General features: G+C 66.8%; 20 protein-coding genes. 4 read left to right on the forward strand and 16 right to left on the reverse strand.

Translation table 11 applies throughout. The annotated features are described in order from the left end of the window. Positions 1-2: 2 nt before the first annotated feature. Positions 3-956 (forward strand): EamA family transporter, encoded by a 954-nt coding sequence (locus tag ASE31_RS02110; RefSeq protein ID WP_057199874.1) that lies wholly within the window; start codon positions 3-5, stop codon positions 954-956. Between the two features lie 6 nt (positions 957-962). Here the strand turns inward: ASE31_RS02110 and ASE31_RS02115 are convergent, their stop codons facing one another. From ASE31_RS02115 to ASE31_RS02145, 7 genes are all read right to left on the reverse strand, one after another. Beyond that, entirely contained in the window at positions 963-1,943 is a 981-nt protein-coding gene (locus ASE31_RS02115) for a molybdopterin-binding oxidoreductase (protein ID WP_057199875.1), read from the reverse strand. A gap of 109 nt (positions 1,944-2,052) precedes the next feature. After that, positions 2,053-2,451 carry a RidA family protein gene (locus tag ASE31_RS02120; protein ID WP_057199876.1) on the reverse strand — a complete coding sequence of 133 codons (399 nt, stop codon included), beginning with the start codon at positions 2,449-2,451 and terminating at the stop codon, positions 2,053-2,055. Then, positions 2,448-4,112: an AMP-binding protein gene (locus tag ASE31_RS02125; protein WP_057199877.1), complete on the reverse strand. Its 1,665-nt coding sequence runs from the start codon at positions 4,110-4,112 to the stop codon at positions 2,448-2,450. The genes ASE31_RS02120 and ASE31_RS02125 overlap by 4 nt, the downstream gene beginning before the upstream one ends. Before the next feature lie 26 nt (positions 4,113-4,138). Next, positions 4,139-5,338: an acyl-CoA dehydrogenase family protein gene (locus tag ASE31_RS02130; protein ID WP_057199878.1), complete on the reverse strand. Its 1,200-nt coding sequence runs from the start codon at positions 5,336-5,338 to the stop codon at positions 4,139-4,141. Positions 5,339-5,341: 3 nt separating this feature from the next. Then, the gene (locus ASE31_RS02135; protein WP_057199879.1) at positions 5,342-6,196 is read right to left on the reverse strand and encodes an enoyl-CoA hydratase family protein; all 855 of its coding nucleotides are present in this window, start codon (positions 6,194-6,196) and stop codon (positions 5,342-5,344) included. Continuing rightward, entirely contained in the window at positions 6,193-6,684 is a 492-nt protein-coding gene (locus ASE31_RS02140; RefSeq protein ID WP_057199880.1) for a MarR family winged helix-turn-helix transcriptional regulator, read from the reverse strand. The genes ASE31_RS02135 and ASE31_RS02140 overlap by 4 nt, the downstream gene beginning before the upstream one ends. A 3-nt stretch (positions 6,685-6,687) precedes the next feature. Continuing rightward, positions 6,688-9,039: a bifunctional salicylyl-CoA 5-hydroxylase/oxidoreductase gene (locus ASE31_RS02145; RefSeq protein WP_082603991.1), complete on the reverse strand. Its 2,352-nt coding sequence runs from the start codon at positions 9,037-9,039 to the stop codon at positions 6,688-6,690. 124 nt (positions 9,040-9,163) lie between these two features. Between ASE31_RS02145 and ASE31_RS32390 the strand changes: the two genes are divergently transcribed. Then, positions 9,164-9,322 carry a hypothetical protein gene (locus tag ASE31_RS32390; RefSeq protein ID WP_235514229.1) on the forward strand — a complete coding sequence of 53 codons (159 nt, stop codon included), beginning with the start codon at positions 9,164-9,166 and terminating at the stop codon, positions 9,320-9,322. A gap of 338 nt (positions 9,323-9,660) precedes the next feature. After that, positions 9,661-9,987 carry a DUF1840 domain-containing protein gene (locus tag ASE31_RS02150; RefSeq protein WP_057199882.1) on the forward strand — a complete coding sequence of 109 codons (327 nt, stop codon included), beginning with the start codon at positions 9,661-9,663 and terminating at the stop codon, positions 9,985-9,987. A 128-nt stretch (positions 9,988-10,115) separates the two neighbouring features. On the opposite strand, the gene ASE31_RS02155 is transcribed toward ASE31_RS02150, so the two are convergent. From ASE31_RS02155 to ASE31_RS02195, 9 genes are all read right to left on the reverse strand, one after another. Further along, positions 10,116-11,132 (reverse strand): tripartite tricarboxylate transporter substrate binding protein, encoded by a 1,017-nt coding sequence (locus tag ASE31_RS02155; protein ID WP_157412342.1) that lies wholly within the window; start codon positions 11,130-11,132, stop codon positions 10,116-10,118. A gap of 314 nt (positions 11,133-11,446) precedes the next feature. After that, positions 11,447-12,433, reverse strand: coding sequence for a tripartite tricarboxylate transporter substrate-binding protein (locus ASE31_RS02160; RefSeq protein WP_057199884.1), 987 nt, complete (start codon positions 12,431-12,433; stop codon positions 11,447-11,449). A 349-nt stretch (positions 12,434-12,782) separates the two neighbouring features. Beyond that, the gene (locus ASE31_RS02165; protein ID WP_057199885.1) at positions 12,783-14,033 is read right to left on the reverse strand and encodes a phenylacetate--CoA ligase family protein; all 1,251 of its coding nucleotides are present in this window, start codon (positions 14,031-14,033) and stop codon (positions 12,783-12,785) included. A gap of 37 nt (positions 14,034-14,070) precedes the next feature. Then, complete coding sequence (locus ASE31_RS02170; RefSeq protein WP_057199886.1) at positions 14,071-14,883, reverse strand: ABC transporter ATP-binding protein; 813 nt, start codon at positions 14,881-14,883, stop codon at positions 14,071-14,073. 137 nt (positions 14,884-15,020) lie between these two features. After that, on the reverse strand, positions 15,021-16,349 hold the full coding sequence (locus tag ASE31_RS02175) for an ABC transporter substrate-binding protein (RefSeq protein ID WP_057199887.1): 1,329 nt from the start codon (positions 16,347-16,349) through the stop codon (positions 15,021-15,023). A gap of 145 nt (positions 16,350-16,494) precedes the next feature. After that, complete coding sequence (locus ASE31_RS02180) at positions 16,495-17,571, reverse strand: branched-chain amino acid ABC transporter permease (RefSeq protein ID WP_057199888.1); 1,077 nt, start codon at positions 17,569-17,571, stop codon at positions 16,495-16,497. A gap of 151 nt (positions 17,572-17,722) precedes the next feature. Continuing rightward, positions 17,723-18,652, reverse strand: coding sequence for a branched-chain amino acid ABC transporter permease (locus tag ASE31_RS02185; protein ID WP_057199889.1), 930 nt, complete (start codon positions 18,650-18,652; stop codon positions 17,723-17,725). Between the two features lie 20 nt (positions 18,653-18,672). Continuing rightward, complete coding sequence (locus ASE31_RS02190) at positions 18,673-19,458, reverse strand: ABC transporter ATP-binding protein (RefSeq protein WP_057199890.1); 786 nt, start codon at positions 19,456-19,458, stop codon at positions 18,673-18,675. A 38-nt stretch (positions 19,459-19,496) separates the two neighbouring features. Beyond that, positions 19,497-21,443, reverse strand: a complete 1,947-nt coding sequence (locus ASE31_RS02195; RefSeq protein ID WP_057199891.1) for a long-chain fatty acid--CoA ligase — start codon at positions 21,441-21,443, stop codon at positions 19,497-19,499. A 235-nt stretch (positions 21,444-21,678) separates the two neighbouring features. Between ASE31_RS02195 and ASE31_RS02200 the strand changes: the two genes are divergently transcribed. Continuing rightward, entirely contained in the window at positions 21,679-23,436 is a 1,758-nt protein-coding gene (locus tag ASE31_RS02200) for an ExeA family protein (protein WP_057199892.1), read from the forward strand.

A 23,436-nucleotide genomic window follows, 5' to 3' on the forward strand; every position in this document is an offset into this window, starting at 1 on the left:
ATATGCCGACATTTTTCAATGCGCAAGCAGGCAACCGCCGTGTGTGGGCTATCGCCATCGCCCTGTTGCTGGTCTACGTGGTCTGGGGCACGACCTATTTCGCCATCGGCATCGCCGTGCAGACCATGCCGCCGCTGCTGATGAACGCCATCCGCTTCCTCTGCGCGGGCGCCATCATGCTGGCCGTGGCGCTGTGTCAGGGCCATGCCCTGCCCACGGCGGTGCAGTGGCGCAACTCGGCCGTGGTCGGTGGGTGCATGGTCTTCCTGGCGATGAACCTCATGGGCTTTGCGCAGAAGATGGGCATTGGTTCGGGCCTGATGGCCACGGTGGTCACCACCATGCCCATGTGGCTGGCGCTGTGGTCGCGCTGGGGCGGTGAGCGCGTGCCCGCGACCAGCTGGATCGGGCTGGGGCTGGGCGTGGTGGGGGCGCTGCTGCTGGCGATGGAGGGCGACTTCTCGGCCACCTGGCTGGGTGCGCTGCTGGCCTTTGGCGCGCCGCTGTGCTGGAGCATCGGCTCCTACGCATCGCGCCGGCTGAGCCTGCCGGCGCCGGCCATGGCCTCGGCCGCGCAGTGGTTCACGGGCGGGGCCATGGGCCTGGTGGTGGCGCTGTGCTTCGAGCCGGTCAGTGCACTCGGCCAGGTCAGCGCCAAGTCCTGGGCCGCCTGGGTGTACCTGCTGTTCTTCGGCACGCTGGTGGCGCTCAACGCCTACCTGTGGCTGCTGCAGAACACCTCGTCCGCGCTGGCCGGCAGCTATTCGTTCGTGAACCCGGCCGTGGCCCTGCTGGTGGGCGTGGCACTGGGCGGCGAGCTGCTCACGGGCTGGGTGTATGCCGCGTTGCCGCTGATCGGTGCGGCGCTGGTGTTCATCCTCTACGGCAAGGCGATCCAGGCGCGCTGGGCACGCCGTGGGGCGCAGGTCCCCGCAGGCGGTGCGCCGGTGCGCTGATGCAACTCAAGGGGCTGCGGTGATGACCTCGATGCTCACAAGGTTCGATACCGAACGGCCCTGCTTCACCTCGCCAGGAACGATCAGGCGCGCCACCCCGTTGGCGCCCAGGCCTTCGCCATTGATGGCATAGGCCACCAGGGCAGCCTTGTTGCCAAAGCCCGGGTCGATCTCGCCCAGCGACACCAGAGCCTTGTAGCCGTCGCTGCCCGTGGCTACGGCCACCATGGCCAGTGTGGGGTTCTTGGCGGTGGCATCGGTCTTCAGGCCCGTGGTGCTGCTCAGCAGCGTCCACAAATTCACGCCCGTGTAGGTGGTGCCTGCCACCGTGACCGTGCTGGCGGGCAGCGTCTGCAGGGTGGCCAAGTCAAAGCTCGCAGGCTGGGTGACGGCCCCCGACACAGCGAAGCTGTTCGACACGCCGCCGCCCGTACCCGCTGCCGTGGAGCCCGAAGGCCGCACCTCCAGGCGTACGAGGTTGGAGACATAGCGGCCGCCCTTCACATCCCCCGGCGCCGTCACGCGGAAGGGCCCGTCGGCACTGGCCAGCGGGCCTGAACTGCCGTTCTGCGTTTCCGCATACGCCAGCACGCTCGCCTTGTTGCCGAACTCCGGGTTGATCTCGCCCAGGCCGAAGGCCACACGGTAGCCGTCGCTGCCTGTGGCCACCACGTAGCGGTTCAGGCCGTCGTTCTTCTTCGTTGCGTCGAGGATGGTGCCTGCGTCGTTCAGCACCGACCAGAGTGTGGCGCCGGTGTAGGTACGCGACTGCGAGCCACTGCCGCTGCTGAACGTGACGGACTGCGTGACCGCCGCCTGCCGCTGCAGCGCGGCTGCGTCGTAGTTGCCTGGGCGGTCCACCGCGCCCTGCACGCGCACCGATGGGCTGTCGTCGCTGCCGCCGCAGGCGGCCAGGGCCAGCAGCATGGCAGTCGCCAGGCTGGCGGACAGGATCCGCCGGGGGGATGTTGTCTTTCTGAAAGGCATGCGATCTCCTCCATGTATGTTTCGCTATTCCATTTTGTCATAGCGCTTTGCATGTCGGATGGCGCCACCCTTTCGGGGAGCCCCTGCAGATGGATCTGTTGTGCGGCCCTCAGGCGTCCGGGATGACGGCCGTCGCCTCGATCTCGATCTTGGCGCGTTCTTCCATCAGGCCGGCCACCTGTACACAGGCCATGGCCGGGAAGTTCTTGCCCAGCACCTCGCGGTAGACCACGCCCAACTCCTTCAGGCGGGCGTTGTACTCGTTGCGGTCCACCACGTACCAGGTCAGGCGCACCAGGTGCTCGGGGCCGGCGCCGCCGGCTTCGAGCACGGCGCGCACGTTGAGCAGGGTCTGGCGCGTCTGGGCGATGAAGTCATCGCTTTCGAACTGCTGCTGGGCATTCCAGCCAATCTGGCCGCCGGTGAAGATCATTGTGCCGCGCGCGGCCACGCCGTTGGCGTAGCCCTTGGGCGTGACCCAGCCAGGGGGTTGCAAGTGGGTGTTCATGGTGTCGTGTTCGATGAAGGGGTGGCTGCTGCCGCAGCGGCTTCGCGCTGGCGCAGCCGAAAACGCTGGAGTTTGCCGGTTTCCGTGCGCGGCAGGGTGGTGGCGAATTCCACAAGGCGCGGGTATTTGAACGGGGCGATGGTGGCCTTCACATGGTCCTGCAAGGCCTTGGCCATGGCGGGGTCGCCCGTGTGGCCGGGCTTGAGCACGCAGTAGGCCTTGACCACCATGCCGCGCTCCTCGTCGGGCACGCCGATCACGGCGCATTCGGCCACGGCCGGGTGGCGCAGCAGGGCGTCTTCCACCTCGGGGCCGCCGACGTTGTAGCCCGCGGTGATGATCATGTCGTCGTCGCGCGCCTGGTAGAAGAAGTAGCCGTCCGCATCCTGCACGAAGGCGTCGCCCGGGTAGTTCCAGCCGTTCTTCACGTACTTGGCCTGGCGCGGGTCGTCGAGGTAGCGGCAGCCCGTGGGCCCGACCACGGCGAGCTTGCCCACCGTGCCGCGCGGCAGTTCCTTGCCCTGGCCGTCCACCACCTTGGCCTGGTAGCCCGGCACCACCTTGCCGATGGCACCGGCACGGCTCTCACCGCCCGCAGCTGAGATGAAGATGTGGAACATCTCCGTGGCGCCGATACCGTCCGTCATGTCGATGCCCGTGGCCTCCTTCCACAGCTGGCGCGTGGCATCGGGCAGGGCCTCGCCCGCGCTCACGCTGGTGCGCAGCGTGGGCAGGCCCAACTGGCGCGCGAACGGCGCCATCTGCCGGTAGAAGGTGGGTGCGGTGTAGCAGATGGTCACGCCGGCGTCGTTCATCAGGCGCACCATGGTCTCGGGCGTGTAGGGCTGGTCCGGGAAGTAGATGCTGGCGCCGGCCCACATCGGGAACAGCAGCAACCCGCCGAGCCCGAAGGTGAAGGCCAGCGGTGGCGAGCCGGCCACGATGTCGTCGGGCCGGGCGCGCAGCACGTGGCGCGGCCAGGCCTCGCAGGCGGCCAGCACGTCGCGGTGCGTGTGCACGGCCGCCTTGGGCGCGCCCGTGGTGCCCGAGGTGAAGGCCATCAGCGCCACATCGTCGGCCGACGTCGGGCAGGCCGGCAGGGTGCCCGGCATGGCTTGCGCACGCACCAGCAGGTCGCCCGCATCGGGCGCGGTGTGGAAGGCAATGGTGGTGGCAAGCACCGGGTGCTCCGCCTGGGCCGCCTGCAGCTCGGCCAGCAGCCGGCCGTCGCACAGCGCCAGCGTGGGCTGGGCCCGCTCGATGATGCTGCCCAGCTCCACCGCGCGCAGCAGCGGCATGGTGGCCACCGCCACCAGCCCGGCGTGCACCACGCCCAGCCAGGCCAGCGCCATCTCCACGGTGTTGCCGCCACGCAGCAGCACGCGGTTGCCGGGCACCAGGCCATGCTCTTTCGTCAGCAGCTCCGCAATGCGCGCGGCCTCGGCGCGCGCCTCTCGGTAGCTGTAGCTGCGCTGCGGGCCGCGCAGCAGGGGGCGGGCGCCGTGGCCGGCGCGCTCGGCCTGGTCGAACAGGGCATGCACCAGATTGGCCTGGTCGGAGATCCGCAGCTCGGGTGTGTCGTAGTTGAACGTGGGCAGGCCCTGCAGTGCGGGCAGGCGGTCGTGCACGAAATGGTCGGGCTGTGCGCTGGGGTGGGCCATGGGGGTGATCCTTCTGTGCTTGCGGGTCAGGACGCCTGCAGGGCGGCCTTGCCGATGATGAGCTGCTGCACCTCGGTCGCACCTTCGTAGATGCGCAGCGAGCGGATATCGCGGTACAGGCTTTCCACCTTGCTGCCCACCTCCACACCGCGCCCGCCATGCAGCTGCAGCGCCATGTCGATCACGCGCTGGGCGTTCTCGGTGGCGGTCATCTTTGCCATCGCCCCCTCGGCGGTGACACGCGTACCGCCGTGTTTTTCGCCCTCGTCGCGCAGCCAGGCGGCGCGGTAGGTCAGCAACGCGGCGCTGTCCAGCAGCGCCGCCATCTCGCCGATGCGCGCCTGCGTGAGCTGGAAGTCCGCCAGCGTCTGGCCGAACATCTTGCGCTGGCGCGCGTGGTGCACGGCCTCGGCCAGGGCCCGGCGCGCCATGCCCAGTGCCGCAGCGGCCACGGACGCGCGAAAGATGTCCAGCGTGCGCATGGCCAGCTTGAAGCCGCCGTTCAGCTCGCCCAGCAGGGCGGAGGCGGGCACTTGGCAGTCCGAGAAGACCAGCGTGGCCAGCGGATGCGGGGCCATCACGTGGATGTGCTTCGACGTGTCCAGGCCTTGCGCCGTGGCATCGACGATGAAGGCGCTGATACCGCGCGTGCCGCCGTCCGGCTCAGTCTTGGCGAAAACGCAGTAGAAGTCGGCGATGCCGCCGTTGCTGATCCAGGTCTTGCTGCCGTTGAGGGCGTAGGCGCCACCGGATGCCGGCAGCGCCGTGGTGCGCATGGCGCCTACATCCGATCCGGCCTCGGGCTCGCTCAGCGCAAAGGCCGCGATCAGCTGGCCGCTGGCCACGCCCTGCAGGTAGTGCGCCTGCTGCGCTGGGCTGCCGGCCAGGGTGATGGCGCCACTGCCCAGGCCCTGCATGGCAAACGCGAAGTCCGCCAGCGGCGAGTGGTAGGCCAGGGTTTCGCGCAGCAGCACCAGCGCGCGCGAGTCCAGCGCGGGCAGAGCGCCGCCGTGCGCAGCCGGCACGCAGTAGCGCAGCCAGCCGCCCGCACCCAGGCGCTGTACCCAGTCGCGGCAGGCAGCGCGGTCGTCGGTCTCGTCCACGTCCTGGGCTGCGGCCCAGGGCACCAGGCCGCGCGCCAATTCGCGGTGCGCGTCGTCGAAGAAGGGCAGGGCCAGGTGGGCAGTGGAGGGCGCACAGGGCGCCGGTGGGGTGGCAATGTGCATGGCTCAATCTCCCTCGAACACGGGTTTCTGCTTGGCCGCAAAGGCCTCGTAGGCGCGGCGGAAGTCCTGCGTCTGCATGCAGATGGCCTGGGCCTGGGCCTCGGCCTCGATGGCCTGGTCGATGGTCATGGCCCATTCCTGGGCCAGCATGGTCTTGGTCATGCCGTGGGCGAAGGTGGGGCCGCTGGCCAGCGCACGCGCCGTCTCCTGCACCTCTCGCAGCAGGTCGGCCGCGTCGTACAGGCCGTTGAAGAAGCCCCAGGCCAGGCCTTCCTGCGCCGTCATCGCGCGGCCGGTGAACAGCAGCTCCGAGGCACGGCCCTGGCCGATGAGGCGCGGCAACAATGCGCAGGCGCCCATGTCTGCGCCGGCCAGGCCCACGCGGGTGAAGAGAAACGCCGTCTTGGCCGCTGCCGTGCCGTAGCGCATGTCGCAGGCCAGCGCCATCATGGCGCCCGCACCGGCGCAGATGCCGTCGATGGCCCCCAGGATGGGTTGCGGGCAGGCGCGCATGGCCTTGACCAGGTCGCCCGTCATGCGCGTGAACTCCAGCAGCTCAGGCATGGTCATGGTGGTCAGCGGGCCGATGATCTCGTGCACGTCGCCGCCCGAGCAGAAGTTGCCGCCCGCGCCGGTGACCACCACGCACTTCACGTCGGTGGCAAAGCGCAGCGCGTAGAAGAAGTCGCGCAGCTCCGCATAGCTCTGGAAGGTGAGCGGGTTCTTGCGCTCGGGCCGGTTCAGCGTGACCGTGCCCACGCCGTCGGCAAAGCTCCAGGCGAAGTGCCGGGCGGTGTAGGGCGCCTTGGCCTCGAATTGCGCGCGCATCGGATTGCCGGCGCTGATGTTGTGCTTCATTCTGCTGTCTCCACGGGGTGTTGTTGCGTGTGTTCCTTGACCCTGCCCAGCAAGCGGTGCAGGGTGGCGATGTCGCGCTCGCCCAGCGAGGCGAAGGCCTCGACGATCCACTGCTCGTGCTGGCGGGCCATGTCGTTGAACTGCTGGCGGCCCTGGGGCGTCAGGCGCACGCAGTAGGCGCGGCGGTCGCCCTCCACGTCCACGCGCTCGACCAGGCCTTCGGCCACGAGCTGGTCGGTGATGCCGGTGACGTTGCCGCTCGTGACCATCATGCGGCGCGACAGGTCCTTCATCTTCAGGCCGTCGGGCGCGCGTTCGAGCTGTGCCATCAGATCGAAGCGCGGCAGCGTGGTGTCGAACTGGGCGCGCAGGCCGGCGCGCACCTGCTTTTCGATCAGCTGCGTGCAGGTCAGCATGCGCAGCCACAGGCGCAGGGCCTCGGGGTGCTCGCTCGGCGCGGCGCCGTGCAGTCGGGCTTCGAGGTCCATGGCCTAGCCCTCTTCCTCGTTGGAGCCGCGCTTTTGCTGCGCCTCCAGTGCGGCCTGCAGCTGCTTTTGCTTGCCGATCTCGCGCAGCATCTGGTCGCGGCCGCTGTGGTATTGCACGGGCCAGTCGGTGTGCGCGGCGGCCACGGGGCTCAGCTGGGCGGCTGCGTGCAGCGTCCAGGCCGGGTCGGCCAGGTGGGGGCGGGCAATGGCGCACAGGTCGGCCCGGCCGGCGGCGATGATGCTGTTGGCGTGGTCGGCCTCGGTGATCGCGCCCACGGCCATGGTGGCGATGTCCACCTCATTGCGGATGCGGTCGGCAAACGGTGTCTGGTACATGCGCCCGTAGACCGGCTTGGCGCTGCGCGTGGTCTGGCCGGAGGAGACATCGATCAGGTCGCAGCCCGCCGCCTTGAACAGGCGCGCAATCTCCACCGCATCGTCGGGCGTGGTGCCGCCGGGTGCCCAGTCGTGGGCCGAGATGCGCACGCTCATGGGCTTGTCCACCGGCCACACGGCGCGCAGCGCGGCGAACACCTCCAGCGGGTAGCGGCAGCGGTTGGCCAGGTTGCCGCCGTAGTCGTCGCTGCGCTGGTTGGTGATGGGGCTGATGAAGCTGGCCAGCAGGTAGCCGTGGGCGCAGTGCAGCTCCAGCCAGTCGAAACCGCAGGCGGCGGCGCGGCGCGCGCTGTCGGTGAAGGCCGCGGTCATCGCATCCATGGCCTCGCGGGTCATGGCCGTGGGGGGCTGGTTCTGGTCGCCATAGGGCAGGGGGCTGGCGGCCAGCAGGGGCCAGTTGCCTTGTTCGAGCGGCTCGTCCGTGCCTTCCCAGCCCACGCGGGTGGATCCCTTGGGGCCGCTGTGGCCCAGTTGCATGCCGATTTTGGCGCTGCTGCTGCCATGCACGAACTGCACGATGCGCGTGAACGCAGCCTGCTGGTCGTCGTTCCACAGGCCCGTGCAGCCCGGTGTGATACGGCCCTCGGGCGTGGGGCTGGTCATCTCCACCATCACCATCGCCGCGCCGCCCAGGGCGCGCGCGCCCAGGTGCACCAGCAAAAAGTCCTGCGGCACGCCGTCGACCGCGCTGTAGGTGGCCATGGGCGAGACGACGATGCGGTTCTTGAGCGTGAGATCCCGCAATTTGAACGGTGTCAGCATGGGCGGCACGGCGGTCTTGCCGCCCGCCAGCCAGCCCTCGTACCCTTCCAGCCACTGCGCATCACGCAGGCGCAGGTTTTCGTGGCTGATGCGCTGGCTGCGCGTGAGCAGCGAGTAGGCGAACTGCTCCACCTCCATGCCGGTGTAGCGCGTCACGTTCTCGAACCACTCGGTGGAGTTGCGCGCCGCGTTCTGGATCTTGAGCACCTCCACACTGCGGCGCGCTTCGTAGTGCTGCAGCACCTCGGCTATGGGCAGGCCGGTGGCGAACTCGTTGGCCAGGTCGATGGCGTCTTCGAGCGCCAGCTTGGTGCCGCTGCCGATCGAGAAATGCGCGGTGTGCGCTGCATCGCCCATCAGCACGATGGGCACCTGCTTGCCGCCGATGGCTTCGCGGTGTACCCAGGTGTTGCAGATCACGCGCGGAAAGCGGATCCAGTTGGCCGAACCGCGCAGGTGCGTGGCGTTGCTGATGAGGGCATTGCCATCCAGGTACTTGCCGAACAGGCGCTCGCAAAAGGCAATCGCCTCGGGCTGCTGCATCTGATCGAGGCCATGTGCCTTCCATACCGCCTCGGGCGTTTCCACGATGAAGGTGGAGGTGTCGGCATCGAACTGGTAGGCATGGGCCTGGAACCAGCCATGCTCCGTCTGTTCGAAAGCAAAGGTAAAAGCGTCGAACTTTTTGTGCGTGCCCAGCCAGACGAAACGGCACTGGCGCAGGTCGATATCGGGCTGGTAGGTGGTGGTGTAGCGCGTGCGGATGCGGCTGTTCAGGCCGTCGCTGGCGATCACCAGGTCGGCGTTGTACTTCGCGGCGGCTTCCTGGTCGTCCTGCACGTCGGCTTCGAACACCAGTTCCACCCCCACCGCGATGCAGCGCTCCTGCAGGATGTTGAGCAGCCGCTTGCGCCCGATGCCGCAAAAGCCGTGCCCGCCCGAGCGCACGCTCTTCCCCTTGAAGAACACCTCGATGTCGTCCCAGTGGTTGAACGCATCGCCGATCTGGCGCGCCGTAGTGGCATCGGCTGCCTGCAGGTTGGCCAGCGTCTGGTCCGACAGCACCACGCCCCAGCCAAAGGTGTCGAACGGGCGGTTGCGCTCCAGCACCGTGATGTGGTGTGCCGGGTTCTGCTGCTTCATGAGCAGGGCGAAATACAGACCTGCGGGGCCGCCGCCAATGCAAAGGATGTTCATGGGAAAATAGTTTAGGCTTAAACAAAATACTGTCAATGGGGCCATCCCGAAAAAGCGCTTGGGCGATCTTTGCGCTCCGGGTGGGGTGTTGACGCACTGCAGCACAGGGCCAAGAATGGTCGGCATGAAGCACCTGCTGCACGCTCTGGAAGGGCGGTTGACTGCGCTGCCGGGAGGCATGGCCCCCGTCGCCCTGACCACGTGCGGGATCGGCAATGTGGGCGCTGCCATCGCCGAAGATCTGCGCCACCACCGTGCGCGAACCCATGTGGGCATGATCTGACAGGCTGGAGGGGCGGTTGCCTGCGGCGCGCGAGGTGCTCGCCGGGCACCATGGTGCCGTGCAGGGCGATAAGGTGTTGCGTGCGTACCTTCTGTACCTGGCCGGCAGTGCGCTCGGCTTCGAGCAGGGCTGAATGGCCTTGCACCAGATACTGACCACGCAGCCCCATGCGACCCAATGGGGATACGAAGACGCGGGGCGATGCCCGGCGCACAATCGGGCTACCCGTTCACGCGGGACTGCATGTATCGACAAAAAGCGACGACAGCAAAAATCAGTGCAACTGCGACGACAGAAACGAACGACAACGACTGCCATCCGAAAGAACCTGCCACACCATGCTCTACAAATTCAAGTCCAAAGCCGCCGCTGACCTGATCATGCTCGAACCCCAGGGCCGCCAGATCCTCGAGATCATCGGCAAGACTCCGGGAAGCAACGGCATCGTGACCGCAGCTCAGATCCCCGGCGCCATCTCCGCACTGGAGGCGGCCGTGGCCGCCAGCGAGGCCCAGCCTCCGGCACAGGAGGGCAAGGAGGCCGAGGATGAAGACGATCAAGGCAACCGCGCCGAATCGGTGAAACTGCGCCAGCGTGCCGCTCCCTTCATCGACATGCTGCGCAAGAGCGCGGCGGAGCAGGCGGACGTGGTCTGGGGGGTATGAACCGCCACGGCAGTCGGGTGCTGCCATGACAGACAAGAAGGCCCGCTTGCGCGGGCCTTGTGCATTTCGGAAGTCTGTAGCTGCCGGGTTGCTGGCAGCTGCCCCTCGGCGTGTCGGAGCCGCGAGGCTCAATCCACCTTCGCCCCCGAAGCCTTCACCACCTGCGCCCACTTCTTGTGCTCGGCGTCGATGTGCCTGGCGAACTCGGCCGGCGTGTTGCCACCGGGGATCGCGCCCTGCGCCACCAGCCGCTCCTTCATCGCCGGTGAGGCCAGGGACTTGGCGACCTCCTGCTGGATGCGGTTCACGATCTCGGGCGGGGTGCCGGCAGGGGCCAGCAGGCCGAACCAGGAGCTGGCCTCAAAGCCCTTGAGCGTGGGGCCGCCGGCCTGCTCCACCGTGGGCACGTCGGGCAGGGCGCTGGAGCGCTGGCTGCTCGTCACGGCCAGGGCGGTGAGTTTGCCGCCCTTGATCTGCGCCATGGACGACGGCAGGTTGTCGAACATCACGTCGGCATTGCCGCCCACCAGGTCCATCAGCGCGGGGCCGGAGCCGCGGTAGGGCAGGTGCAGCATGAAGGTGCCGGTCATGCTCTTGAACAGCTCGCCCGCGAGGTGGATGGAGGTGCCATTGCCGCTCGATGCCATGTTGAACTTGCCCGGGCTGGCCTTGGCGACGCGGATGAAATCCTGCACGTTGGCGATGCCCAGGGACTTGGCCTTGTCGACGTTCATCACCATCACGTTGGGCACGGCGGCGACCAGGGTGATGGGCACGAAGTCCTTGATGGGGTCGTAGGGCAGCTTGGCGTACAGCGCGCGGTTGATGCCGTGCGTGCCCACGGTGCCCATGAGCAGGGTGTAGCCGTCGGCCGGGGCCTTGGCCACGATCTCGGCGCCCACGTTGCCGCCGGCGCCGGCCCGGTTGTCCACCACGAACTGCTGGCCGAACGCGCGGGACAGGTCGGGGGTTAGCGCACGGGCCAGGATGTCGGTGGTGCCGCCGGGCGCAAAGGGCACGACGATGCGCACGGGCTTGTTGGGCCAGCCGCTGGCGGTGGCCTGGGCGTGGGCAGCGCGGGGCAGCAGCAGGGCGCTGGCGGTGGCCACGGCCAGGGCGCCGAGCGCGCTCAGCGTGAAGGCCATGGCGATGGCCTTGCGGCGGTTGCGGGCCTGGACCTTGGTGGCTATTGCGGTGTTGCTTGGCAGGGGGCGGGGGGCTTGCTGGGCCATGGGGTGCGTCCTTGTCTGTCGTGTCGAATGGTATGCCCCTGTTCTACGCGCGCGTCTGCATTGGGGGCAGATGGATTACCCGCAGATCGACGCTCCAATGCGACACCCGATGGACCCGGCGCCACACCCTGTCAGGCGCCCGAAGGCGCAAAAAAGCCACCAGGCCCGGGGGCGTGGTGGCTTCGTCGCAGTGTTGTGTACGCGGTCTTGCGTGGCCAGGCTGTCGATCAGTCGGCGTAGGTGCCAGCCGCCTTGATGACGGCAGTCCACTTGTCGATTTCGGACACCACGAACTTCTTGTGCTCGGCAGGTTCCACGCGCTTGTCGGTCACGACCACGGCGCCCAGGCCTTCCTGCTTCTTGATGAATTCAGGGTCCTTCAGTGCCACCTTGAGTGCGTCGTTGATCTTCTTGACGACGTCAGGTGGCGTGCCCTTGGGGCCGTACAGGCCGTGCCAGATGGTCACTTCGAAGTTCTTCAGGCCCGACTCGGCCAGCGTGGGCAGGTCCTTGAGCAGAGGGGTGGTCAGGCGCTTGGGCGTGGTCACGGCATAGGCCTTGACCTTCTTCGATTCGATCTGGCCCGAGGTGTTGGTGGTCTGGTCGCACAGCAGGTCGATCTGGCCGCCGATCAGGTCGGTGATGGCAGGCGCCGTGCCCTTGTAGGGAACGGGCGTCATGTCGATCTGCACGGCGCTCTGGAACATCAGGCCGCACAGGTGCGAGGCAGAACCCAGCCCGGCGTTGCCCAGGTTGATCTTGCCCTTGTTCTGTGCGAGCCAGGCCGACAGCTCCTTGTAGTTGTTCGCCGCCATGGTGGGGCGTGCGATCAGCGTCATGGGCACGTCGTTGACCATGCCCAGGTATTCGAAGTCGTTCGGCACGCTGAAGGCCAGCTTGCGGTACAGCGCAGGCATGGTGGACATGCCGATGTGGTTGAGCAGCAGGGTGTAGCCGTCCGGTGCAGCGCGGGCGACGCGGGCGGCGCCGATGGAGCTGCCGGCGCCGGCGGTGTTGTCCACCACCACGTTGGCGCCCAGCGGCTTGCGCAGGGCTTCGGCCAGGTCACGCGCCACGCGGTCGGTGGGGCCGCCGGCAGCGAAGGGCACCACGATGGTGACCGTCTTGTCCTTGGATGGATATTCCTGCGCGGTGGCGCCGAATGCGGCGGCTGCCGCTGCGGCGACAAGGGCGAGTTGGATCAGTTTTTTCATGAGTGCTCCTCTGTAAAAGACGGGCCATGATATCCAGCGACCCTTTCGCCAGTATTGCGGGAATTACGTACCATGCGGGGGGTAGTGACTTTAAGCAAAAGAGGCTTCAATGGCCCGATGCTAAAGAGTTTGTTGCTACTGATAGCGTAGCAAATTAAGGGTAAACACTGGCGCCCAAACGGGGCAGAGTTTTCCCTTGGTTTGACCTTTGCCAAGGATTTTGGAGGTGCTTGGCAAAATGGGTCAGCAGCCCGGTTCCATATGCACAGAATATGCCTATATATAGGGAATATGGGTCTGCTCCATTAATCCCCCATGGGTCCAACGGATTCGCGCGAATCCACGGGTTTCACCGATAGCTGCGCGCGTCCTCGATCACGCGGCCATCGTTGGGCAGGCTGCCCGGCGGCACCATCTGCACCTCGCCACGCAGCTTGGTCACTTCGCGGATGGCATCACCCAGTTGGCGGGCCAGGCCTTCGGCGGTCTCGGTGGTTTCCACCTGCAGCAGCATCTGGTCGTTGGCCATCTCGCCGCTGACCACCAGGCGTGCACGCAGCACCTGCGGAAAGCGCCTTGCGATGGCGGCCACCTGGCCGGGGTGCACAAACATGCCGCGCACCTTGGTGGTCTGGTCGGCCCGCCCCATCCAGCCCTTGATGCGGCTGTTGGTGCGGCCCGTGGGGCAGGTGCCAGGCAGTACCGCCGAGAGGTCGCCGGTGCCAAAGCGCACCAGCGGGTAGTCGGGGTTCAGCGTGGTCACCACCAGCTCGCCCACCTCACCCTCGGGCACGGGGTCGCCGGTGCCGGGGCGCACAATTTCCACGATCACGCCTTCGTCGAGCACCAGGCCTTCGCGCGCGCTGGTCTCGTAGGCGATCAGTCCGAGGTCGGCCGTGGCATAGCACTGGTATCCTGCAATGCCGCGCTCGGTGAACCAGTCGCGCAGCGAGGGCGGAAACGCCTCGCCCGAGACCAGGGCCTTGGTCACGGTGGGCAGGGCCACACCCATCTCTGCGGCCTTCTCGACGATGAGCTTGAGGAAGCTGGGCGTGCCGATGTAGCCGGCCGGCCGCAGCTCGGCCATGGCCTGCACCTGCTGCTCGGTCTGGCCGGTGCCGCCGGCAAACACGGTGCAGCCCAGCGCATGGGCGCCCGTCTCCATCATGGAGCCGGCGGGCACGAAGTGGTAGCTGAAGCTGTTGTGGATCAGCTCGCCCGCGCGAAAACCCGCGCCGTACATCGCGCGCGCCATGCGCCAGTAGTCGCGCCGCGTGCCCTCGGGCTCGTAGATGGTGCCGGGGCTGGCGAACACACGCGGCATGGCGGCACCGAAGTTGAGGGCGCTGAAGCCGCCGAAGACACTGGTGGCGCGGCCAGCCTGCTGGCGCTCCAGCAGCTCGTGCTTGCGTGTCACGGGCAATTGCGCGAGGGCTGCGCGGCTGGTGATCGCCGATGCGTCAACGCCTGCCAGGATGCCGGCAAAGGCGGTCGATGCTGTCTGGGCGTGGGCCACCTGGCCGGGCAGGGCGGCAAGCAGGGCCGCTTCGCGCGCCCTCGGGTCGCGGGTTTCAAGATCGTCGTAGTGGGCAGCGGTCATGGAATGCTTTCGGGTGCGAACAATGCAAAGACAGGCTTCAGGCCAGCCAGCGCTTGCGGCGCTTGTAGCTCTTGACGTCCTTGAAGCTCTTGCGCTCGCCGCCGCCCACGCCCAGGTAGAACTCCTTGACGTCCTCGTTGCTGGCCAGGTCGCTGGCCGCGCCATCCATCACCACGCGGCCGCTTTCCATGATGTAGCCGTAGTCGGCGTACTTCAGGGCCATGTTGGTGTTCTGCTCGGCCAGCAGGAAGGTGACCTTTTCCTTGGTGTTCAGGTCCTTGACGATGTTGAACACCTCTTCCACGATCTGCGGCGCCAGGCCCATGGAGGGCTCGTCGAGCAGCACCATGCTGGGGTTGGCCATCAGCGCACGGCCGATGGCGCACATCTGCTGCTCGCCACCCGAGGTGTAGGCCGCCTGCGAGGTGCGCCGCGTCTTCAGGCGCGGGAAGTAGTTGTAGACCTTCTCCAGGTTGGCCGCGATCTCGGCCTTGCTGGTGCGGGTGTAGGAGCCCGTCATCAGGTTCTCTTCAATGGTCAGGTGGGCGAAGCAGTGGCGGCCCTCCATCACCTGCACCACCCCGCGCTTGACAAGGTCCGCCGGCGAGAGGTTCTCGATGCGCTCGCCGCGCAGCTCGATGCTCCCCTTGGTGACCGCGCCGCGCTCGCCCTGCAGCAGGTTGGAGACGGCCCGCAGCGTGGTCGTCTTGCCCGCGCCGTTGCCCCCCAGGATGGCGACGATGCTGCCTTCGCGCACCTGCAGCGAGACGCCCTTGAGCACCAGGATCACGTGGTTGTAGATGACTTCGATGCCATTGACGTTGAGAACGATGTTTGTAGCTTGTTCCATATGTCGTTACCGGTTGACCAATCGGCAGGCCTGGTGCGCACGCATGGCGTGCGCTGCAAGCCTGTCGGTTGGCGGCTCCTTGGGGAGCCGCACCGTGGCGAGGGCGGCAGGACGTCGTGCCCTGCGCGCCATTCACATCAAGACTGGCAATCTGCGGCTTCGCGGCGGCTCATCTTCTTGTCTGCCAGGTACTTGTCGGCACCGGCCTTGACCATGGGCTTGAGAATCTGCTCATCGGCCTGGTACCAGTCAGAGGAGAAGTTCCACTTGCTGCCGTCCCAGGTGTGCACGCGGGCCCAGCTGGAGCCCATGTGGTCGGCGCAGCTGGTGGACAGGGGGCGCATCACGCCGCCAAAGCCCATGGCATCAAGCTTCTTCTGGTCCAGTGCGAGGTTTTCCATGCCCCAGCGCACCTGCTCGCCGGTCATGACCTTGCCCTTGCCGAAGCGCTCCTGCGCGCGGCGCACCGATTCCACGGCCAGCATCTGGATGATCACGCCGCGCGTGTACAGCACCGAGCCCACTTCGTCCTTGGGACCCGTGCCCTGGCTCTTGTCGTGCACGTGCTTGAGGATGTCCTGGATGACCTTGCTCTGCGTGCCGTAGCCGTTCAGCGCCAGGGCGTGGTAGCCCTTGGCGCCTTCGCCCACGTCGCGCACGTCAGGCTCGGCACCGGCCCACCACACGCCATAGAGCTTGTCGCGCGGGAAGCCCGTGGCCTGCGCTTCCTTCAAGGCGGTGGAGTTCATCACGCCCCAGCCCCACAGCAGCACGTAGTCGGGGCGGCTCTGGCGCACCTGCAGCCAGGTGGCCTTCTGCTCCACGCCGGGTGCGGTCACGGGCAGCATCTGCAACTCGAAGCCATGCATCTTGGCGCGTTCCTGCAGCAGCGGGATGGGTTCCTTGCCGAACGGGCTGTCGTGGTAGACCAGGGCGATCTTCTTGCCCTTGAGCTTGTCCAGGCCGCCGGCGGACTTGCCGATGTGCTGGATCAGGATGTCGGCGCCGGTCCAGTAGCTGCCCATGAAGGGGAAGTTCCACTTGAAGGCCTGTCCGTCCTGCGCAACCGACAGGCCGTAGCCCAGCGTCATCAGCGGGATCTTGTCCACGGGCGCCTTCTCGGTCAGCGCGAAGGTGATGCCCGTGGCCTGCGGGTCGAACAGCGCCACGCCGGGCTTGCCTTTCAGGCGCTCATAGCATTCCACGCCGCGGTCGGTGGCGTAGCCGGTTTCGCATTCTTCAAAGGTCAGCTTCACACCGTTGATGCCGCCGTCACGGGCGTTGATCATCTTGATGTAGTCCTGCTTGCCGTTGGCCCATGGCACGCCGTTGGGTGCGTAGGGGCCGGTGCGGTAGGACAGCAGCGGGAAGAACTGCTCCTTGGCTTGCGCGAAGGCGCTCGTCGCAATGGACGAAGCACCTGCAGCAACCACCGCAGCGGCGATCACGAGTTTCGAAAGCTTCATGGATGTCTCCTTTGAATGAATGTGTTGAAGCACGGGGGAAAACAGTCGGGGTGAGCTACCGAGTGGACGCGGCCAGCGGGCGCGCCACATCGGGGATTGCGAGTAGGGACTTTCCTTGGGGCTGCATGGGCATGAGCGAACCTGCTCAGTGCGGGAAGGGCCACAGCCTGAGCTTCTGCTTGCCCGTGGACCACAGCTTGGCCAGGCCGTGGGGCTCGACGATCAGGAACCAGACGATGAGCGCGCCGAAGATCATCAGCTCGGCGTGCGACACGCCGGCCGTGGAGATCTGGATGCCGAAGGCGCCCAGCAGCGCCGGCAGGAACTGGTTGAGCACGATGGGCAGCACGACGATGAAGGCCGCACCGAAGAAGCCGCCCATGATGGAACCCAGACCGCCGATGATCACCATGAACAACAGGCGAAAAGAGATCTCCACCGAGAAGGCCGCCGGCTCCCAGGCGCCCAGGTGCACAAAGGCCCACAGCGCACCGGCCATGCCGATGATGAAGGAGCTGACGGCAAACGCGCTGAGCTTGGCGTACATCGGGCGGATGCCGATCACGGCCGCAGCCACGTCCATGTCGCGGATCGCCATCCACTCGCGGCCGATGGCGCCGCGCACCAGGTTCTTGGCCAGCAGCGCCACCACCACCAGCACGGCCAGGCAAAAGAGGTACTTGCTGGTCGCGCTCTCGATGGGCATGCCGAAGACCTGCAGGCTGTTCACCGACACCGAGCCCGAGTCGGAGTTGTTGGTGAACCACTTGATGCGCAGGAACATCCAGTCGCTGAAGAACTGCGCGGCCAGCGTCGCCACCGCGAGATACAGCCCCTTGACGCGCAGGCTGGGCAGCCCGAACAGGATGCCGAAGAAGGTGGCGCACAGGCCGCCCAGGATCAGCGCCGGGATCAGCGGCATGCCGGGGATGCGCACGAAGAAGTTGTAGGCCCCGTAGGCCCCCACGGCCATGAAGGCACCCGAGCCCAGCGAGATCTGCCCGCAGTAGCCCACGAGGATGTTCACCCCCAGGGCCGCCAGCGCCATGATGACGAAGGGGATCAGGATGGCGCGGAAGATGTAGTCGCTGGCCAGCATGGGCACGGCGATGAAGGCCACGGCCAGGATGAGGAAGATGGCGATGCGGTCCTGCGCGATCGGGAAGATCTGCTGGTCCGAGCGGTAGCTGGTCTTGAACTGGCCGTTTTCGCGGTAAAACATGGGAGTCTCCTGCTGGTTCTTGTTATGGGTTAAACGCGATCGATGATCTTTTGCACGGGGGCGCACCTGCGGTGCCACGCGGCGCCTTCGGCTCCGCTGACAACGCGCGTTGCGCGTTGTGCCTCCTTCGAAAAATCATTGCTCTCGTATTTCATACGCGATCAATGATTTTTTCCCCGAACAAACCCTGTGGCCTGAAGAGAAGGAACACCAGCGCCAGCACATACGCAAACCAGATCTCGATGCCCCCTCCCACGTACGGGCCCAGGTAGACCTCGGAGAGCTTCTCGCCCACGCCGATGATCAGGCCGCCGATGATGGCGCCGGGCACCGAGGTGAGGCCGCCCAGGATCACCACGGGCAGGGCACGCAGCGCCACGGTGGTCAGCGAGAACTGCACGCCGAGCTTGGAGCCCCAGATCATTCCGGCCACCAGGGCCACGACGCCGGCCACGCACCAGACGATCACCCAGATGCGGTTGAGCGGGATGCCGATGGACTGGGCGGCCTGGTGGTCGTCGGCCACGGCGCGCAGGGCGCGGCCAGTGGAGGTCTTCTGGAAGAAGACACTGAGCAGCACCACCAGCGCGGCGGCAATGCCGGCGGCGATCACGTCTTCCTTGTTGATCAGGATGCCGCCCTGGAACAGGGATTCGAGCGCGAAGATCGGTTCCTTGGGCATGCCAATGTCGATCTTGTAGATGTCGCTGCCGAACATCGTCTGGCCCAGGCCTTCCAGAAAGTAGGTGATGCCCAGCGTGGCCATGAGCAGCGTGGCGCCCTCCTGGTTCACGAGGTGGCGCAGCACCAGCTTCTCGATCAGCCAGGCCACCACGAACATGATGGCGCCCGCGATGATGAAGGCCGCCACGGTGGCGACCACGGGGCTGGTGATGCCCGTCCACTTGGGGATCCACTCGGCAAAGCGTGCCATGGCCAGGGCGGCGAACAGCACCATCGCGCCCTGCGCGAAGTTGAAGACGCCCGATGCTTTGTAGATCAGCACGAAGCCCAGCGCCACCAGCGAATACAGCATGCCCGCCATGAGGCCGCCGATGAGTGTTTCAAGAAAGAATGCCATGGTTTTGTTCTCCTGCGCGTTCAGTGCGACGTGCCCAGGTAGGCACTGATCACGTCTTCGTTGTTGCGCACTTCGTCGGGGGTGCCGTCGCCGATCTTCTTGCCGTAGTCGAGCACCACCACGCGGTCGGAGATGTCCATCACCACGCCCATGTCGTGTTCGATGAGCACGATGGTGGTGCCGAACTCGTCGTTCACGTCGAGGATGAAGCGGCACATGTCCTGCTTTTCCTCGACGTTCATGCCCGCCATGGGCTCGTCGAGCAGCAGCACCTGCGGTTCCATGGCCAGGGCGCGGCCCAGGTCCACGCGCTTTTGCAGGCCATAGGGCAACTGGCCCACGGGGGTCTTGCGGTAGGCCTGGATTTCCAGGAAGTCGATGATGTGCTCGACGAACTCGCGGTGGCGGATCTCCTCGCGCTCGGCCGGGCCGATGCGCAGCGCCTGCAAGAGCAGGTTGCTTTTGATCTTCAGGTTGCGCCCGGTCATGATGTTGTCGATCACGCTCATGCCCTTGAACAACGCCAGGTTCTGGAAGGTGCGGGCCACGCCCATCTCGGCCACCTGGCGCGAGTTCATGTGCGAAAACGTCTTGCCGCGGAAGGTGATGGAGCCATCCTGCGGCGTGTACACGCCGTTGATGCAGTTGAGCATGGAGCTCTTGCCTGCGCCGTTGGGCCCGATGATGGCGCGAATCTCGTGCTCCCGGACGTTGAACGAGATGTCGGTGAGCGCCTTCACGCCGCCAAACCGCAGGCTGATGTTCTTGACGTCGAGGATGACGTCGCCGATCTTCTTTTGGTTCATGGTGGGGTGTTGCTGCTCGGGCGGGTAGAGAGCGGGTTTCATGCGGCGGCCTTGACGGATGCGAAGGTCTTTGTGTCCGACAGCTTGAGCGTGGCGCTCACGCTGCCCGTGCGGCCGTCCTCGAACTTGACCTGGGTTTCGATGAACTGCTCGGTGCGCCCGGCGTACAGCGCCTCGACCAGCACGCCGTATTTGTCGGCGATGAAGCCGCGGCGGACCTTGTTGGTGCGTGTGAGCTCGCCGTCGTCGGCATCGAGCTCCTTGTGCAGCACCAGAAAACGGCTGACCTGGCTGCCCGCCAGCAGGGCGTCGGTGGCCAGGTCGGCGTTGACTTTCTCCACGCACTCGCGGATCAGTTCGTACACCTCGGGCTTTTGCGCCAGATCGGTGTAGCCGGCGTAGGGGATGTTGCGGCGCTCGGCCCAGTTGCCCACGGCGTCGAAGTCGATGTTGACCATCACGCACACCTTCTCGCGGCCGTCGCCCAGGGCCACGACTTCCTTGATGTGCGGGAAGAACTTGAGCTTGTTCTCCACATACTTGGGCGCGAACATGGCGCCGTCGTTGGCGCCGCCCTTGATGCGGCCCACGTCCTTCACGCGGTCAATGATCTTCAGGTGGCCATGCGCGTCGAGGAAGCCCGCGTCGCTGGTGTGGTACCAGCCATCGGCCGTGAGCACCTCGGCCGTGGCCGTGGGGTTCTTGTAGTACTCCTTGAGCAGGCCGGCGGACTTGACGAGGATTTCGCCGTTCTCGGCCACCTTGATCTCCACGCCGCGGATGGGCACGCCCACGGTATCGGCGCGGGCCTGGTTGTCGGGCTGCAGGCAGACGAACACTGCGGTCTCTGTGGAGCCGTAGAGCTGCTTCAAGTTAATGCCGATGGAGCGGTAGAAGGTGAACAGGTCGGGCCCGATGGCCTCGCCCGCCGTGTAGGCCACCCGCACGCGCGAGAAACCCAGGTTGTTGCGCAGCGGGCCATAGACCAGCAGGTTGCCCAGGGCGTACTTGATGCGGTCGAGGCCGCCCACGGGCGCGCCGTCCATGAGGGCCGGGCCCACGCGCTGGGCCACAGCCATGCAGGCCTGGAACATCTTGCGCTTCAAGGTGCCGGCGTCTTCCATGCGGATCATCACGCTGGTGAGCAGACCTTCGAAGATGCGCGGCGGCGCGAAGTAGTAGGTGGGGCCCACTTCCTTCAAGTCGATGGTGACGGTGCTGGCCGACTCGGGGCAGTTGACCACGTAGCCGCAGGCCAGCCACTGCGCGTAGCTGAAGATGTTCTGGCCGATCCAGGCCGGGGGCAGGTAGGCCAGCACCTCTTCGCTGCCGGTGAGCTTGTCGAACTCGGCACCGGCCGAGGCGCGGTCGAGCAGGGTGCTGTGGGTGTGCACCACGCCCTTGGGGTTGCCCGTGGTGCCCGAGGTGAAGAACATCGCGGCCACGTCCTCGGGCTGTACCTTGGCGACCTCGTCACGGAACCACTTCGGGTGCTGGGCGGCAAAGGCCTTGCCGGATTCGATCAGCGCATCCAGCGACGACAGGCCTTCTTCCTGGTAGTTGCGCAGGCCCCGCGGGTCGTCAAAGAAGATGCGGGCGATCTGCGGGCACTGCTCACGGATTTCGAGCAGCTTGTCGACCTGCTCCTGGTCTTCCACCAGGCAAAAGCGCACCTCGGCGTTGTTCAGCGGGAAGATGCATTCGGCACCCACGGCGTCCTGGTACAGCGGCACCGGAATGGCGCCCAGCGACTGCGCGGCCAGCATGGTGGCGTACAGGCGCGGGCGGTTGGCACCGATCACCACCATGTGCTCATGGCGCTTCAGACCCGCCTGGTGCAGGCCGGCCGCCACATGCTCCACCAGCGTCGCCAGGTCGGCCCAGCTGTGGGCCTGCCAGATGCCATATTCTTTTTCGCGCAGGGCCGCAGCCGTGGGGCGCTCGGCGGCATGCTTGAGCAGCAATTGCGGAAACGTGGTCTTCATTCCGGTTCCTAAAAAATGAGGGGGTGTCCGCCCGGTGACAGCCGGGAGCGCGGCCTTGTGGCTGCGTGATGGAAGGGATGCTAGGGCCGACTTTGACGTCGTCTTGTCTTGCCGACGACAATTTACGGGAAACTACCCCTTGGGTGAAACCCTGCCCCCTTGGTGCCGTGGTTTGGCGGCGGCAGCAGGCGGGGTATCTCCGGGCACTTCACGATGGGGCGGTATCCTCACGGGCATGTACGCCCCGTTCTTCGGTCTCCAGCACCCTCCGTTCTCCATCGCCCCCGACCCGCGCTATCTTTTCATGAGCGAGCGGCACCGGGAGGCCCTGGCCCACCTGCTGTACGGGCTGGATGCCGGGGGCGGCTTCGTATTGCTCACGGGCGAAGTGGGCGCGGGCAAGACCACGGTGTGCCGCTGCTTCCTGGAGCAGATCCCCGAGCACTGCAACGTGGCCTACATCTTCAACCCCAAGCTCACGGTGGGTGAGTTGCTGCGCTCGATCTGCGACGAGTTCGGCGTGCCGCACAAGGCGGCGGTGCCGGGCCACGAGACGGTAAAGGATTGCATCGACCCGCTCAACGCCTCCCTGCTGGCCGCGCACGCCGCCGGGCGCAACAACGTGCTCATCATCGACGAAGCACAGAACCTCGAAGCCGACGTGCTCGAGCAACTGCGCCTCCTGACCAACCTGGAGACCAGCGAGCGCAAGCTGCTGCAGATCATCCTCATCGGCCAGCCGGAGCTGCGCAACATGGTGGCGCGCCCGTCGCTGGAGCAACTGGCCCAGCGCGTGATTGCGCGCTTCCACCTCGACGCCCTGAGCCCGCAGGAGACACAGCAGTACATCGCGCACCGCCTGGCCGTGGCCGGTCTGCACGGACCGGTGCCGTTCAGCCGGCGCGCCCTCAGGCGCGTGCACGCGCTGTCGCGCGGCATACCGCGGCGCATCAACCTGCTGTGCGACCGGGCGCTGCTGGGGGCCTATGCGGCCGGCACGCGTGAAGTCAGCACGGCCATCGTCGAGCGGGCCGCGCGCGAGGTCTTCGGTGCACCTGTGGCTGCCTCGGGGGCTGCCGCAACTCCCAACGCCAAGGGGGGGCTGCCCCGCTGGGCGGTGGCCGGGGTGGGCGTGGTGGCTGGGGCTGCCATCGTGGCTGCTGCCGGCTGGGCCCTGGGCGTGCGTCCCTTGCAGGGCCCACCAGGTGCGGCGGGGCGAGTGGCCACGCCAGCGGCGGCACCGCAGCGCAGTGCGTCCAGCACCGCGTCGACCCCACCAGCAGCAGCGGCCTCTGCCCCCGCTTTGCTATCTGCTGCCGTACCGGCGCCAGCGGCCTCTGCGGCATCGGCCGCAGCGGCGCCTGCCGCCTTGTCCGGACTGCAGCAGTTTCTGCTGGCGCAGCCGTCCAACGATGTGTCGGCCTGGCAGGCCCTGGCGTCGGCCTGGGGCGCGACGCTGCCCGATGGCGCGGACGCCTGCACCACGCTGCCGCGCGACGGACTGCGCTGCTACCGCAACCGCCGTGCGGGGCTGAACCTGATCCGCCAGATCGACCGTCCCGTGCTGCTCACGCTGTTCCCCTCGGAGGAGGGTGACAATGCCGTATCGGCCGTGCTGCGCAGCCTGGATGCGGAGCTGGCCACGCTGGAGAGCGGTGGCCGCACGCTGCACGTGCCGCTGGCCGACCTGGCGCAGGTCTGGCGCGGCGACATGGTCACGCTGTGGCGCGCCCCGCCCGGCATGCCCGACAAGGGCGAAATCACCGAAAGTCCGGCGGGGGCAGTCTGGCTCGACGCGCGCCTGGCTTCCAAGGCGGCCGGGGGCCTGGGCCCCAGCAGCCGGCCCATGACGCCGGCGCTTCGCCAGTCGCGCATCCACCGATTCCAGATGGCCCAGGGCGTGACGCCCGACGGCCGTGCGGGCCCCCTGACCCTCATACTGCTCAACCGCGCCACCGGCGTGAAAGAACCGCGCCTGCGCACCGGAGCCTGA

Source organism: Acidovorax sp. Root217 (assembly GCF_001428645.1).
Taxonomy (GTDB): Bacteria; Pseudomonadota; Gammaproteobacteria; order Burkholderiales; family Burkholderiaceae_C; genus Acidovorax.